This window comes from Campylobacter sp. LR264d, from assembly GCF_008633895.1.
Taxonomy (GTDB): domain Bacteria; phylum Campylobacterota; class Campylobacteria; order Campylobacterales; family Campylobacteraceae; genus Campylobacter_D.
In genome coordinates, this window is record NZ_VJNT01000012.1 from 56,933 (window position 1) to 71,033 (window position 14,101).

Below are 14,101 nucleotides of genomic sequence, written 5' to 3' on the forward strand. Positions count from 1 at the left end.
CAAAATTTATACAGAAAGGTGGTGAGGATAGTGCCAGGTATCAAGGTGCATCCTAATGAAAGTTTTGACGAGGCTTATCGTAAATTTAAAAAGCAAGTAGATAGGAATCTTGTAGTTACAGAAGTAAGGGCAAGACGTTTTTTTGAGCCTATGACTGAAATTCGTAAAAAACAAAAAATTTCAGCTCGTAAAAAAATGCTTAAAAGACTTTATCTGCTAAGACGTTACGAATCAAGACTCTAAAATTAAGCCCTTTTTTAAGGGCTTTTTATTCTTATAATTTAAAAAATATTTTTAATCTTTGCATTTATTTTTTTTTGCTAGAATTTAACAATTTTGAAATTTAGGAAAAAATATGAATAAACATATCAAAAAAATTATTCAAATTAGTATGTTAGGTGGCATTGCTGCTATTAGTGGTGGTGTTTTAACAGCTTGTAGTACAGAAGAAAATGTCCAACAAGCACAACAAGGTGCCTTTGTGATAATAGAAGAAATAGCCCCAAATCAATACAAAATAAAAGACCAATTTCCAAGCGATGAAACAAGGGTAGTTTTAAAGCAACTTGATGGCAGTGAAAGGGTATTAAGTAAACAAGAAATGGATGCTTTGATAAAAGAAGAAGCAGCTAGGATTGACAATAACACCTCGGCTTTAATAAGCGATAATGCCCAATTAAGTAGCGGAGGTTTAAGCTTAGGCGAAACCTTACTAGCTAGTGCAGCTGGTGCTATTTTAGGTAGCTGGATAGGTTCAAAGCTTTTTAATAATCAAAATTTTGCGAATCAACAAAGAGGGGCTTTTTCAAATCAAAGTGCCTATCAAAGAAGTGTAAATAGCTTTAATAATGCAGGTGCTAAAAGTAGCACAAAATCAGGCTTTTTTGGTGGAGGTTCAAAAAGTTCGTCCTCGTCTTCTTTTGGTTCTTAAAGGTCAATAAAATGAAATTTTTAGAACTTGAAAAATTACAAAAAGATTATTTAGAAAATATGGGCTTTTCTTGGCATACTGATACAGATGGAAGTGATTATATAGATAATAACTTAGTTTGCGTTAGTCACAAAGAAGCAAATGCGTATTATGAGGCCGCTAATGAACTTTATGATATGTTTGTAAATGCAGCACAAAATGTAATTGATAATAATAGATTTTCAGAACTTAATATCCCTTTTAATTTAATTGATGCTATTAAAATGAGCTGGGAAAATGATGTGCACTGGCACTTATATGGTCGTTTTGATTTTGCAGGTGGGCTTGATAATGAGCCTATAAAATTAATTGAATTTAACGCTGATACGCCTACTTCTTTATTTGAAAGTGCTATTTTACAATGGGCGATTTTAAAACAAAATAATCTTGATGAAAGTGCTCAATTTAATAATATTTACGAAGCCTTAATGGATAATTTTAAAAGATTAATTAGCCTAGAAGAAAATGTCGAAAATTTTGAAGAACTTTATAGGGGTTGGAAAATTCTTTTTTCAAGCATAGCAGGCAATAAAGAAGAAGAACTTACCACTAAGCTTTTACAACATATAGCCATTGAAAGTGGCTTTAAAACGAGTTTTGCTTATGTTGATGAGGTGGATTTTTCAGAGAATGGAATTTTTAAAAATAATGAGAATTTTGAATACTGGTTTAAGCTTATCCCTTGGGAAGATATAGCTATAGAAGAAGGCGAATTAGCCATGCTTTTAACTCAAATAATGCGTAATCAAAAGGCTATTATTTTAAATCCAGCATATACCTTGCTTTTTCAAAGTAAGGGCATAATGAAAATTTTATGGGAACTTTACCCAAATCACCCCTTATTGCTTGAAACAAGCTTTGAACCATTACAAGGTGATTATGTAAAAAAGCCTTTTTTTGGCAGAGAAGGGGCAAATATTAGCATAGTTAAAAATAAAAAAATAGTGCATGAAAATATCGGCCCGTATGGCAATAATCCTTGCATTTATCAAGCCTTAGCTACTTTTAATACTCACAAGGATAATTTTTATCAAGCTGGAGTATTTTTTGCCTTTGAAGGCTGTGGTTTAGGCTTTAGAAAGGGTGGGACGATTATTGATAATGTTTCAAAATTTGTAGGACATATTATAAAGGAGAATTAATGAAAATTGTATGTTTAGATGCGGCAACCTTGGGAAATTATGATTTAAGTGTGTTTCAAAATTTTGGCGAGTTTATTAGCTATCAAACAACGCCAAAAGATAAGGTTATAGAAAGATTGCAAGGGGCAGATGTAGCCATGGTTAATAAGATTATCATGGATAAAGAAGTGCTTAGCAATACAAATTTAAAGCTTATTTTAGAAACTGCAACAGGGGTTAATAATATAGACTTAGAATATGCAAAAGAAAAAAATATTATAGTAAAAAATGCAGCTGGTTATTCTACAAAAAGCGTAGTACAGCACACTTTTGCTTTGATTTTTGCCTTTTTAAATCAAATAGTTTATTATGATAAATGGGTAAAGGATGGCAATTGGACTAGGAGTGAAATTTTTACTGATTATAGTGCTATATTAACCTCTATTCAAGCTAAAAATTATGGTATCATAGGACTTGGGACTATAGGAAAAGAAGTAGCAAAAATCGCAAGTACCTTTGGGGCAAATCTTTGCTATTATTCAACAAGTGGAAGAAATAACGATTCAAATTATAATCAAGTTAATCTTGAAGAATTGCTTGAAACTTGTGATGTTATAAGTATACACGCACCCTTAAATGAAAATACTAAAAATCTTTTAAAAGAAAAAGAATTAATGCTTTTAAAAGAAAATGCTATACTTATAAATATGGGGCGAGGTGGCATTATAAATGAAGAGGACTTAGCTAAGGTTATAGATAAGAAAAATATAAGAGTTGGGCTTGATGTGCTAGAAAAAGAACCTATGATAGCAAATCATCCACTTTTAAGCATTAAAAATAAACAAAATTTAATCATAACCCCTCATGTTGCTTGGGCTAGCACAGAAGCTGTGGAGGCCTTAATGAAAATTGTTTATACTAATCTTTTAGAATGGGTAGCAAATGGCAAGTGAACATAGTTTTGATATAAGTGCTAGTGTTGATTTACAAGAGCTTAAAAACGCCCTTGAACAAGCAAAAAAAGAAGTTGAAAATCGCTACGATTTAAAGGGCGTAAAGACTGAGTTTTTACTTGATGAAAAGCAAAATATCTTTAAATTAAGAAGTTCAAGCGAGACTAAGCTTGAAATTTTAAAGGATATTTTAATATCCAAGCTTATTAAAAGAGGTTTAAATTCAAATGCTATTAAAGAACTTTCAAAGGAAAGTGGGGCTATGTTTTCTTTAAATTTAAAGGTAAACTCAAGCATAGATAGCGAGAATGCAAAAAAGATTAATAAGACTATAAAAGATAGTAAATTAAAGGTAAATTCTAGCATTAGAGGGGATGAAATTCGCGTTGTAGCTAAGCAAATTGATGACTTGCAAGCTGTAATTAGCCTTGTTAAAGGCTTAAATTTAGAATTAACACTAAGTTTTAAAAACCTAAAATGAAAAAAAAATTTATCTTTTTATGCTTGATATTTATAGGGCTTTTTTTAAATGCTTGTGCTAGTAAGAATGAAAATTTTACTTCACAAAGCGTTTCTATTTTTATTTTTTCACCTAACATTAGGCTAAATGATAATGGTTTTTTAAAGCAAGATAAACAAAAAATAAATTTAGAAGTATATAAATTTGGCAGGGCCTTTTTTGAATTAAATATAAGTGATAAAATTTGTACAAGTGGCGTTTGTTATGATAAAACTAGCTTTAATAAGAAATTTTTTAAAAATGTTTATTATGATGAGTTTTTAGAGGATATTTTGCTTTTAAAACCTTTATTTAATGGTAAGAATTTAACTAATACAGATTGTGGTTTTTATCAAAATTTAATCTCTAAAAATTATGAAATTTTATATGAAAAATGTGACGAGGGCATTAATTTTAGGGATAATATCTCACACACTAGCATTCGTTTGCTTTATATTTAGGAAAGATTATGCAAGATTTTAGGGAATTTTTAACAATGAGCGTTGAAAAAACAAAAATTTTCAAGGAGCTTAAATGTTCTAAAAATGAGGGTTTGATACTTCAAGAACTTTGTAAAAATTATGTCAATGCAAATCCAAGCGTAAATACCTCTTCCTTGCTTAGTACAGCCTTTAAAAATAAAAATTATGAATTCTTAGATTATTTACAAGATGTTAAAAATTTAATCGCAAGAGGTTTTATAGTGCAAAGTTCTGGCTTTTTAAAAGCTATCAATTCTAATAAAATTCAAAATTCAAAATTAAGTCTTTTGCAAAATGATTTAAGTTTAAGTGAGTATTTTTTGGAATTTTTAGAAAATAAGCCTAGAATCAGCCTTGATAAAACCGAAGCTTATACTGATTTTTTAGAATATTTAAAGGACGAGTTTACTAGGATTGAATTTTATGAAAAATTAAGCTTTATGAAGTCAAATTCCTATAATATAGAGCTTAAAAAAGAGATTGCTAATTTTGAAAAATACATAAAAACTCGCCTTAAAAAAAGTAAATTTTACAATGTTTTAAACGCTATTTTTAAAGAATACGCCTTAGAAAAAAAAGAACAAATCATTTTCATAGCCCTTTTAAAAGAAGAATATACCCTAAGCGATGAAAATTCAAGCAATAGGGAGTTAAATTCGCTTTTATCTTTGATAAGTGAAAACGAGCTTGATTTAAGGCAAAATAAAAAAATCTTAGATGAGGGCTCAAAGCTTATAGATAATGGATTAATTGAAGGCGATGAGTTTTTTAGCAATTTCGGGCAGATTAATAAAAGCTTTTTTATAAGCGATGATATTTTGCAAAGAATTATTAATGTTAGGGGTAAGCAAAGTACTAAGATTAAGCTTGAAAATGCTATTAAAGAACAAGATATTTTTGAGTTAATTGAACCAAGCACAGATATAAAAGATGTAATCATGCCTGAAAATACGCAAATACTGCTTGCAAATATCTTAAAACAACAAGATAAAAAGGTGCTCGAAAGGCTAAATTCTTGGGGTATTAAGACAAATAAAAATATAGAAGCAAAGATTATTTTTTATGGACCTGCAGGAACGGGTAAGACAATGTCAGCACTAAGCATGGCAAAATCAATGAAAAAAGCCGTTTTAAGCTTTGATTGTTCTAAAATTTTAAGTAAGTGGGTTGGAGAAAGCGAACAAAATGTGCGTAAGATTTTTGATACCTATAAACATGTTTGTAATTCTTGTAAACAAAGTCCTATTTTACTTTTAAACGAGGCAGACCAGTTTTTAAGCACTAGGATTAGTGGGGGTAGTGGTAGCGATAAGATGCATAATCAAATGCAAAATATTTTCTTAGAACAAATAGAAAGATTTAATGGGGTTTTAATAGCCACTACAAATTTTTTAGAAAGCTTTGATAGTGCGTTTTCAAGACGTTTTGACTATAAAATAGAATTTAAAAAGCCTGAATTTAAAGACAGGCTTAAAATGTGGCAAAAATTTTTACCAAAAAATGTGGAATTTGACGAGGAATTTAACTTAAAAACACTTGCAAATTATGAGTTAAGTGGGGCTCAAATTTTAATGGTTATTAAAAACACTGCCTTAAGGGCTGCGGTTTCAAAGGAGGGTAAATTTTTAATGCAAGATTTTTTAGATAGCATTAGAAAAGAACTTGACTCAAGCTTTGATAAAAGCAAGATTGTAGGCTTTTGATATGAAAAATATTTGCATTATACCTGCACGTGGTGGTTCAAAAAGAATTCCAAGAAAAAATATTATAGATTTTTGTGGCAAGCCCTTACTTGCTTATAGCGTTGAAAATGCTTTAAATTCTAAGATTTTTGACGAGATCTTTGTAAGTAGTGATGATGATGAAATTTTACAAACTGGTATTAAATTTGGAGCAAAGGCACTTTTAAGGGATGAGAATTTAAGTGATGATTATACTACTTCTTCTCAGGTGATTAAAGAAAACATTAAAAAGCTTATAGAAAGTGGCGAAAATTTAGACTCTGTGTGTTGTCTATACGCAACTGCTCCATTAATAAACGCTGATATTTTAAAAAAGGCTTTTGAAAGATTTAAGGAAAATAAAAGCAAGTTTTTATTTGCAGCAACTGAGTTTGATTATCCTATACAAAGGGCTTTTAAGCTTGATGAGAACTTTCAAGTTTCTATGTTTGATGAAAGATATTACAACTCCCGCTCGCAAGATTTAACTAAGGCATACCATGATAGTGGGGCTTTTTATTTTGGAAAGGCTAGTGAGTGGTTAAGTGAAAATATAATGTTTAGACCACATTCTAGCGTATTTTTATTGCCTAAAAAATTAGTTTGTGATATAGATACCATGCAAGATTTAGAATTTGCAAAATTGCTTTATAAGGCAAATTATGAAAACATTAATTAGGGTGGATAGTTCTTCAAAAATAGGCTTTGGGCATATTAAAAGGTGCCTTGTTTTAGCTAAACAATATAGCGAGGTTAGCTTTGCTTGTCTTGATTTAGAAGGGGCATTAATTGAAGAAATTCCTTACGAGATCTTTATACTTGAAAATGAAAGCATTTTTGAACTTATAAATTTAATAAAGGCTGAAAAATTTGAGTTTTTGATTATAGATAATTATAATATTAGTGCAAATGATGAAAAGCTTATAAAGCTTGAAACGGGCGTTAAAATTTTAAGCTTTGATGATACCATAAAAGAACATTTTTGCGATATTTTATTAAATGTAAATGCCTTTGCAAAGGCAAGTGATTATGATGGACTAGTACCCTTTAAATGTGAAAGAAGATGCGGTTTTTCCTATGCCTTGTTTAGAGATGAATTTTATGAAGAGGTAAAGAAAAAAAGAAAGAAAATTTATGATTTTTTTATTTGCTTAGGAGGCACTGACATTAAAAATCTAAGCATACAAATAGCCCAAGACCTGCCCCAAGATAAAAAAATCGCCATTGCTACAAGTAGTTCAAATGCTCATTTAAAAGGACTTAGAAGATTTGCAAATGAAAATGAAAATATAAGCTTATTTGTAAATTATGACAATATCGCAAAGCTTATGCATGAAAGTAAAAAGCTTATTATAAGTGCAAGTTCTTTGGTAAATGAGGCCTTACTTTTAAAGGCAAATTTTAAGGCTATTTGTTATGTGGATAATCAATTGCCAACTGCAAACTGGCTTGTTCAAAAGGGCATTGAGGTGGAGTTTATACAATGATATTTTTAAAGGATTTTACTAAGCTTAATAGGGCTGAACTTTATCTTGTGTTAATGTTTAGGAATGATAAAAAAATCGCCTCTTTTATGCATACAAAAGAAATTTCTTTAAAAACTCACTTAGAATTTATTGAAAATTTAAAAAATGATAAAAGCAAAAAATATTTTTTAGTCTTTGATGATGATGAAATTTTAGGCGTTATTGATTTTGTAAATATAAATAAGCAAAGTTGTGAATTTGGTATGTATCAAAATCCTTATTTAAAGGGCTTTGGGGCTATTTTAATGAAAGAGATTAAAAAATATGCCTTTGAAAATTTAGGATTAAAAAATTTAAATGCTAGGGTGTTTAAGGATAATGAAAGGGCTTTAACACTTTATTTAAAGCATGGTTTTAAGATTATAAAAAAGGATGAAAATATGATTTATCTTAGCTTAAATGGGGGGGGGTTAGCTTAATTTACGAGAGGCTTGCCTCGTGAAAATAGCCATATTAACTAGTAAAAATCAATGGTTCATACCCTTTGCTAAAAAATTAAATAAAAAGATTAAAGATAGTAAGCTTTTTTATTCGCATGATAAGATAAAAGATTACGACATAGTTTTTATACTAAGTTATCATAAGATTATAGATAAAAAAACCTTATTGAAAAATAAAGAAAATGTAGTAATTCACGCTTCAAATTTACCTGCCTTTAAGGGCTTTGCCCCTATGTTTTATCAAATACTTAAAAATTATAAAAATATAGTTTTTTCTTGTTTAAAGGCTGATATAAATGTTGATAGTGGGGATATTTATTTTCAAAAGACCCTGCGTTTAAAGGGCGATGAGTTATATGATGAGTTAAGGACAAAGCAAGGGGAATTTATAATAAAACTTTGTCTTCATTTTTTAAAACTTTATCCAAATTTTAAGCTTAAAAAGCAAAATGGGGTTGAGAGTTTTTGCAAGAAAAGAAATCCAAAAGATGGCGAACTTAACATTAAAAAAAGTATCAATTCGCAATTTAATCTACTTAGAATTTGTTCTAATGAAGAATTCCCAGCCTTTTTTTACAAAAATGGAAAGAAGTATATTTTAAAAATTTATCGCCAAGATTGAAATTTGAAAATATCAAAAAAAACCTTTTAAATTTTAGATGAAATTATGGATTAAATAATTATAATTTTAGCTATACAAAAAAAAGGATGATTTTATGAAATTTACAAAGCCACAAAAGCAAATTTTTGATAAGAATCTTAATAATTTATTAAATGAGAATTTAAAAATCTCACTTCAAAATATAAAATCAAGCTCCTATAAAGTAGTTATAGGCGAAGATTCGCTTGATATAAATTTAAAAAAGGGTGATGATTTTTTATATGATAATGCCTTACAAGAAACACTTTCAATGCAGCAAATTTATAAGCAAAAATATATTTTTTACCCTGTTTTATACTTTTTTGGCTTTGGCAATGGAATTTTATTTAAATTGCTTTTGCAAAATAAGTACTTAAAGCATATCATAGTTTTTGAACAAGACATAGAGATTATTTGGACAATCTTTCATTTGGTGGATTTTAGCAAGGAGTTAAAGGATGACAAAATCGTGCTTTTTGATATCAATCATAGCGATACTAATTCTTTTGTCTTAACTACCTTATTTAGAAGTATCCCTATGTGTTATTTTTTAAGGGTATATTTTTTAAAACTTAGCTCAAAATACTATGAAAAAAAATTTCACCAAGAAATTCTTGATTTTAATAAAAAAATAGCAGAAATAATCCATTATGTTATATTAAATAACGGAAATGATTCTAATGACGCCCTAATAGGCATAAATCAATTAGTTTATAATCTTGATAAAATGATAACTCATCCAAGCTATGAAAGCTTGATTAAAACAAGAAAGGTTAGTGGTAATCAAACAGCCATTCTCATAGCAACAGGTCCTAGTTTAGTAAAACAGCTTCCTTTACTTAAAGAAGTTCAAAACAAGGCAGTTTTATTTGCAGCAGATAGTGCTTATCCTATACTTTATAAGCATGGAATAAGACCTGATTATGTTTTATCCTTAGAAAGAGTTGTTGCAACTGCAAGATATTTTGACAATGATTTTAAGGAATTTGATAAGGATATAGTCTTTATATTCTCACATTTAATCCATAAACAAAGCATAGAAAATTTAGAAAAAAATAATAGAAATTATATTTTAGCATTAAAAAAACTAGGCTTTTCTGATAGCTTAGGGCTTAATCATTTTGGATACTTAAACACAGGTCAAAGCGTAGCCCATTTATCCTTTGGTCTAGCTTGTATGTTAAATTTTAAAAATATCATTTTAATAGGGCAGGATTTAGCATTTTCAAGCGAGGATGGAAGCACCCATGCTAGTGGGCATGTTTATGGTAATTATGGTGGCTATACTGGCAAAGAACACGAGATAGATTATAGCTTAAAGGTAAAGGCCTATGGTGGCAAGGGAGAAGTTTCTACAAGAAATGCTTGGAATATCTTTCGTATAACCCTACAAGAACACATAGTACAAAGTAAATATTTTGGCATTACAACTTATAATTGCACAGAAGGTGGAGCACGTATTGAAGAGTGCATTGAAGAGCCTTTTTTACAAGTATGCAACAAGCTTTTAAAGGATGATTTAGTTAAGGGGGGGGGCTTAACACCCTTTTGTCTAGCTAAACAAAATGAGTTTTTACTTAGGGCTTATGCTAGAATCTTTAAAAATTTAAGTATAGCACAAGATATTAAAAAGCAAATTATCCAAATTAAAAATAGTATCATAAATTCCTTAAATAACATAAATAACGCAAATGAAGAAGAGAAAAAATTTATCTTTGAGTATAGTTTTAATGAGATAGATAAGCTTAAAAAAATAATATCAGATGAGAATTGTTTATCAGATATGTTTCAATCCTTGTTTTATCAAAATGAATTAAATATGGCTAAACTGTATGTTTTTAATCCACAAAATGAAGCAGAGATCATGCAAAAAAAGATTTTTTGGATTAATACGCATTTAAATCATTTTGATGAAATTTATGGGCACTTAAATGTTATGCAAAATAGCGTTTTTGAAAATTTAACCCCTTTTGAAAATATCATAAAAGAAAGAAAGCTTAGCAAATACAGAGATAAAATTTTCAATAAATTAGCTTTAAAATTACAAGGTTAAGCATGGAAAAAAGGCATTTTTTTGTAATAGGTGGAGGAAGTTTACAAGCTGATTTGATTTTATTAGCTAAGAAAGAATTTATAGTTCATTTATTTGATTATAATGAAGATTGCTTTTGTAGGGATTTAGCTGATATTTTTCATTTAATCTCAATAGATAAAAAAGAAGAAATTTTAAAACTAGCCAAAGAATACAATATAATAGGCATTGCAACTTGTGCTACTGAACTTGGAAATTTAAGCACTTGTTTTGTTGGAGAGCATTTAAATTTAGGAACAAATTCCTATGAATGCGCTCTAAATACTACCGATAAACTTCGTATGAAAAAAATTTTTGCTAAGCATGATATAAAAAGTGCTGAATATATCATTTTAAAAGAAGAAAAGGACTTAGAAAAGATTAAAAGCTTTCCTGTTGTTATAAAGCCAAGCGATAGGAGTGCAGGTAGGGGAGTGGTTAAAATTTATGATAAAAAGGATTTAAAAAATGCCTTTGAAAATGCACTGAATTTTTCTTTTAATAAGATAGTCTTAGCAGAAAAGGAGTTAAAGGGTAAGCAAGTAAGCATTGAGTGCATAAGTTCAAATAAAAAGCACCAAGTTTTAGCTATAACAAGGGAGTATTTTAGAAGAGGCGAATTTGAAGATGATTTTTTAGAAACCATGCATTTAATGCCAGCAAGATTAGATAAGGATGATGAAAATTTAATAAAAGATTTTGCTATAAAAATTTTAAATGCCTTTGAAATTTGTTATGGGGCAAGTCATATTGAGATTAAATTTGACCCTGATACAAAGGAGATAAGTGTAATTGAGATTGCTAGTAGAATGGGTGGTTTGCGAGATTTTTTAATGCAAAATTCCTTAAATATTAATTATTTACAATTATTACTTGATGCTACCTTAAAAAAGCCCTTAAAACCTATATCAATTAAGCCTAGTTGTACTTGTTTGGATTATTTTATTTATACTAAAAAAGACTATGAATTTTATAAAGCTTTAAAACAATATAAACCCGAACTTTTCATAAAAGAACATATACTAGCAAATGAAAATACCAAATTTTCTTACCCATCCTCTTTAACAGATTCTCATGGGTATTATTATATAAAACTTGATTTAGACCAAGACATAAAACCCTTTATAGAACAAAATTTACAAGCTATAAAAATTTAAACTTATTTTTATAATAAATATGCTTTAATTTCAGTTTCAAATAAGCTTATTTTGGAGCTTATTCTCATTTTATAGTTTATTTTAAGGACTTTTTCATGCAAAGAAGACAATTTCTAGCACTTTCTAGTGCCTTTTTTGTTTCACTTGTCTCTTTAAAGGCAAATGATTTTTCTAAGGTAAAATTAGGATTTTTACCTATAACTGACCATTTTTTAATGATAGCTAAGGAACTTTACCCTGATAGCTTTCAAAGCATTAAATTTAACTCTTGGCCTGATTTAAGCGAGGCCCTAAGGGCTGGTAGCATAGACGGGGCTTTTATGTTAAATCCACTTGCCTTAAAACTTTCAACGCAACTACCGTTAAAATCAATTATGGCAACTCACAGAAACGGGTCGGTCCTAAGCGTAAAAAAAGAAATCAATAGCATAAACGATTTAAAAGGTAAAAAGATTGCTATACCAAGTCGTTTTTCTACTCATTTTTTACTTTTAAACACGCTTTTAACGCAAAATAATATTAAGCTAAGTGAAGTAAACTTAATAGATATGGCACCAAGTGAAATGCCTTTTGCTTTAAAAAATGGCTCAATTGATGCCTTTTTAGTAGCCCAGCCCTTTGGAAATTTGGCAAATTCCTTAAATATTTCAAAAAGTTTAAAATTATCAAGCCAAATTTTGCCAAACCACACTTGCTGCCAGTTTGTAGTAAATAAAAATTTATATGAAAATAAAGATAAATTGCAAGGTCTTGTTAATAATTTTGTAAAAACTGCTAAGTTTATAAATGAAAATAAAGACGAAGCTATAATCTTAGGCAACAAGGTTTTAGGGCATAAAAAAGAACTTTTAGCAAGTGTTATAAGAGATGAAAATTTGATATCTTTTTCGAATTTAAAAGTTAGCCAAAATGATTTTGACATAGTAATTTCGGGCATGAAAGATGCAGGGGTAGAAAATTTTAACATTTCATATAGCGATTTTGTAGATATTTCTTTTATAACTAAGGCTTATGTTAATAATGCTTAGTTTTCGTCTTTTATCCTTAGTTTTATTTGTCCTTGTTATAGGGCTTTGGCACTTTTTAAGCATTAAGGGCTTTTTTGTAATCATTCCAAGTCCCTTAGCTGTTTATGAGTGCTTTTTAGCAAATTTAAATGTCTTGCAAGTGGCTATTTTTGATAGCTTAAGAAGATTTTTTATAGGCTATATTTTAGGGGCATTTTTAGGGGTAATCTTAGGTCTTATTTTAGGTCGTTTTAGGCCGCTTGAAATTTTACTTGAACCTTTTACCCAGTTTTTAAGACCACTTTCTCCACTTGCACTCTTACCCTTAATAGTGCTTATCTTTGGCATAGGTGACATTGGGGCTATTTTTATAATAGCTTATTCTGTATTTTTCCCTATACTTTTTTTATGTATTAGTGGGGTTAGAAATATACCAAAACAAAGGCTTTTAATGGCTCAAAATTTCGGGGCAAATGAAAGGCTTATTTTTTATCATATCATTTTACCAAGCACCTTCTTAAGTATAGCAAGTGGCTTAAAACTAGCTGCAGCAATAGCCTTTATACAACTTGTAGCTGCTGAAATGTTAGGTGTTCAAAGTGGTCTTGGATATATGATTATTGATGGTAGAAACTTACTTCAAGTTGATTATATCTTAGTAGCCATTATAGTAATAGGCTTTTTAGGCTTTGTACTTCAAATTTTATTTAGTCTCTTAGAAAATTTCATTAAAGCAAGAATGGGTCATAAATGAATATAGTTTTAAAAAATGTTAGCAAGACTTATTCTAACAATATTATTTTGTCAAATTTAAATTTAAGCTTTAAGGATGGCGATTTTACCACGCTTTTGGGGGCTAGTGGCTGTGGAAAAAGCACACTACTTAATATAATAAGTGGCTTTGAAAGCTTTGGTGGAGAAATTCTTATCAATGAAAAAGCCTATAAAAATAGCTTAACAATTGATAATACAAGAATTAAAATTTTTCAAGATTACGCCCTTTTAGAATATAAAAGCGTTTTAGGAAACGTACTTTTTGCCTTAACATGCAAGAAAATTCCTAAAAATAAGGCATTAGAAAGGGCTAAGTATTATTTAAATTTGGTAGGACTTTATGAAAAAAGGGATAGTTTTATAAATGAGTTAAGTGGAGGTCAAAAGCAAAGGGTAGCACTTGCAAGGGCGTTAAGTGTAGAACCTAAAATGCTTTTGCTTGATGAGCCCTTTTCTGCCCTTGATAACTTTACTAGAAAAAAGCTACAAAATGAGCTTTTAAGCATAGTTTCTAAGCTAAAAATGAGTGCTATTTTTGTAACCCATGACTTAGAAGAGGCTGTGTTTTTAGGAAATAGAATTATCATTTTAAAGGAAAGGGGTGAAATAGTTGGCGATTTAAAGGGCTTAAAAAATATCACAAGTAGACAAAGCCTTGAATTCAACGCCTTAAAAAATGAAATAGAAAGCCTTTTAAAGGGAAAAAGTAAAGATGAGTATTATATCTAATCAAATTTTAA

General features: G+C 29.4%; 16 protein-coding genes. All 16 read left to right on the forward strand.

The window, feature by feature from the left end; genetic code table 11:
* Positions 1-30 precede the first annotated feature (30 nt).
* Positions 31-243 (forward strand): 30S ribosomal protein S21, encoded by a 213-nt coding sequence (gene rpsU / locus FMM56_RS03320; protein WP_150140044.1) that lies wholly within the window; start codon positions 31-33, stop codon positions 241-243.
* 112 nt (positions 244-355) lie between these two features.
* The gene (locus FMM56_RS03325) at positions 356-931 is read left to right on the forward strand and encodes a UPF0323 family lipoprotein (protein ID WP_150140045.1); all 576 of its coding nucleotides are present in this window, start codon (positions 356-358) and stop codon (positions 929-931) included.
* An 11-nt stretch (positions 932-942) separates the two neighbouring features.
* Positions 943-2,112 (forward strand): glutathionylspermidine synthase family protein, encoded by a 1,170-nt coding sequence (locus FMM56_RS03330; protein WP_150140046.1) that lies wholly within the window; start codon positions 943-945, stop codon positions 2,110-2,112.
* Entirely contained in the window at positions 2,112-3,044 is a 933-nt protein-coding gene (locus FMM56_RS03335; protein WP_150206161.1) for a D-2-hydroxyacid dehydrogenase, read from the forward strand. The genes FMM56_RS03330 and FMM56_RS03335 overlap by 1 nt, the downstream gene beginning before the upstream one ends.
* Positions 3,034-3,525 carry a YajQ family cyclic di-GMP-binding protein gene (locus FMM56_RS03340; RefSeq protein ID WP_150151065.1) on the forward strand — a complete coding sequence of 164 codons (492 nt, stop codon included), beginning with the start codon at positions 3,034-3,036 and terminating at the stop codon, positions 3,523-3,525. Before FMM56_RS03335 ends, FMM56_RS03340 begins: the two co-directional genes overlap by 11 nt.
* Positions 3,522-4,004 carry a hypothetical protein gene (locus FMM56_RS03345; RefSeq protein ID WP_150207779.1) on the forward strand — a complete coding sequence of 161 codons (483 nt, stop codon included), beginning with the start codon at positions 3,522-3,524 and terminating at the stop codon, positions 4,002-4,004. The genes FMM56_RS03340 and FMM56_RS03345 overlap by 4 nt, the downstream gene beginning before the upstream one ends.
* An 8-nt stretch (positions 4,005-4,012) precedes the next feature.
* Positions 4,013-5,728, forward strand: coding sequence for an ATP-binding protein (locus FMM56_RS03350; RefSeq protein WP_150207781.1), 1,716 nt, complete (start codon positions 4,013-4,015; stop codon positions 5,726-5,728).
* Position 5,729: 1 nt separating this feature from the next.
* The gene (pseF, locus tag FMM56_RS03355; protein WP_150140051.1) at positions 5,730-6,425 is read left to right on the forward strand and encodes a pseudaminic acid cytidylyltransferase; all 696 of its coding nucleotides are present in this window, start codon (positions 5,730-5,732) and stop codon (positions 6,423-6,425) included.
* Positions 6,409-7,233, forward strand: coding sequence for a UDP-2,4-diacetamido-2,4,6-trideoxy-beta-L-altropyranose hydrolase (pseG, locus tag FMM56_RS03360; protein ID WP_150151062.1), 825 nt, complete (start codon positions 6,409-6,411; stop codon positions 7,231-7,233). Before pseF ends, pseG begins: the two co-directional genes overlap by 17 nt.
* Positions 7,230-7,691 carry a UDP-4-amino-4,6-dideoxy-N-acetyl-beta-L-altrosamine N-acetyltransferase gene (pseH, locus tag FMM56_RS03365; RefSeq protein ID WP_150207783.1) on the forward strand — a complete coding sequence of 154 codons (462 nt, stop codon included), beginning with the start codon at positions 7,230-7,232 and terminating at the stop codon, positions 7,689-7,691. The genes pseG and pseH overlap by 4 nt, the downstream gene beginning before the upstream one ends.
* A gap of 19 nt (positions 7,692-7,710) precedes the next feature.
* Positions 7,711-8,334, forward strand: coding sequence for a formyltransferase family protein (locus FMM56_RS03370; protein ID WP_150207785.1), 624 nt, complete (start codon positions 7,711-7,713; stop codon positions 8,332-8,334).
* Positions 8,335-8,428: 94 nt separating this feature from the next.
* Positions 8,429-10,405 (forward strand): motility associated factor glycosyltransferase family protein, encoded by a 1,977-nt coding sequence (locus tag FMM56_RS03375; RefSeq protein WP_150207787.1) that lies wholly within the window; start codon positions 8,429-8,431, stop codon positions 10,403-10,405.
* Between the two features lie 2 nt (positions 10,406-10,407).
* A complete protein-coding gene (locus FMM56_RS03380) occupies positions 10,408-11,580 on the forward strand; it encodes an acetyl-CoA carboxylase biotin carboxylase subunit family protein (RefSeq protein ID WP_150207789.1) in 1,173 nt (390 codons plus the stop codon).
* 95 nt (positions 11,581-11,675) lie between these two features.
* Positions 11,676-12,608 carry an ABC transporter substrate-binding protein gene (locus FMM56_RS03385; RefSeq protein ID WP_150140058.1) on the forward strand — a complete coding sequence of 311 codons (933 nt, stop codon included), beginning with the start codon at positions 11,676-11,678 and terminating at the stop codon, positions 12,606-12,608.
* Positions 12,601-13,341, forward strand: coding sequence for an ABC transporter permease (locus FMM56_RS03390; RefSeq protein ID WP_190318964.1), 741 nt, complete (start codon positions 12,601-12,603; stop codon positions 13,339-13,341). Before FMM56_RS03385 ends, FMM56_RS03390 begins: the two co-directional genes overlap by 8 nt.
* Entirely contained in the window at positions 13,338-14,090 is a 753-nt protein-coding gene (locus tag FMM56_RS03395) for an ABC transporter ATP-binding protein (protein WP_150140060.1), read from the forward strand. The genes FMM56_RS03390 and FMM56_RS03395 overlap by 4 nt, the downstream gene beginning before the upstream one ends.
* Positions 14,091-14,101 lie beyond the last annotated feature (11 nt).

Excerpts from the sequence above, each read along its gene's own strand:
- FMM56_RS03390 (WP_190318964.1), top strand. The coding sequence starts at position 12,601 with ATGCTTAGTTTTCGTCTTTTATCCTTAGTTTTATTTGTCCTTGTTATA.
- FMM56_RS03350 (WP_150207781.1), top strand. The coding sequence starts at position 4,013 with ATGCAAGATTTTAGGGAATTTTTAACAATGAGCGTTGAAAAAACAAAA.
- FMM56_RS03330 (WP_150140046.1), top strand. The coding sequence starts at position 943 with ATGAAATTTTTAGAACTTGAAAAATTACAAAAAGATTATTTAGAAAAT.
- FMM56_RS03340 (WP_150151065.1), top strand. The coding sequence starts at position 3,034 with ATGGCAAGTGAACATAGTTTTGATATAAGTGCTAGTGTTGATTTACAA.
- pseG (WP_150151062.1), top strand. The coding sequence starts at position 6,409 with ATGAAAACATTAATTAGGGTGGATAGTTCTTCAAAAATAGGCTTTGGG.
- FMM56_RS03325 (WP_150140045.1), top strand. The coding sequence starts at position 356 with ATGAATAAACATATCAAAAAAATTATTCAAATTAGTATGTTAGGTGGC.
- FMM56_RS03380 (WP_150207789.1), top strand. The coding sequence starts at position 10,408 with ATGGAAAAAAGGCATTTTTTTGTAATAGGTGGAGGAAGTTTACAAGCT.
- pseF (WP_150140051.1), top strand. The coding sequence starts at position 5,730 with ATGAAAAATATTTGCATTATACCTGCACGTGGTGGTTCAAAAAGAATT.
- FMM56_RS03345 (WP_150207779.1), top strand. The coding sequence starts at position 3,522 with ATGAAAAAAAAATTTATCTTTTTATGCTTGATATTTATAGGGCTTTTT.
- FMM56_RS03385 (WP_150140058.1), top strand. The coding sequence starts at position 11,676 with ATGCAAAGAAGACAATTTCTAGCACTTTCTAGTGCCTTTTTTGTTTCA.
- FMM56_RS03375 (WP_150207787.1), top strand. The coding sequence starts at position 8,429 with ATGAAATTTACAAAGCCACAAAAGCAAATTTTTGATAAGAATCTTAAT.
- pseH (WP_150207783.1), top strand. The coding sequence starts at position 7,230 with ATGATATTTTTAAAGGATTTTACTAAGCTTAATAGGGCTGAACTTTAT.
- FMM56_RS03335 (WP_150206161.1), top strand. The coding sequence starts at position 2,112 with ATGAAAATTGTATGTTTAGATGCGGCAACCTTGGGAAATTATGATTTA.
- FMM56_RS03395 (WP_150140060.1), top strand. The coding sequence starts at position 13,338 with ATGAATATAGTTTTAAAAAATGTTAGCAAGACTTATTCTAACAATATT.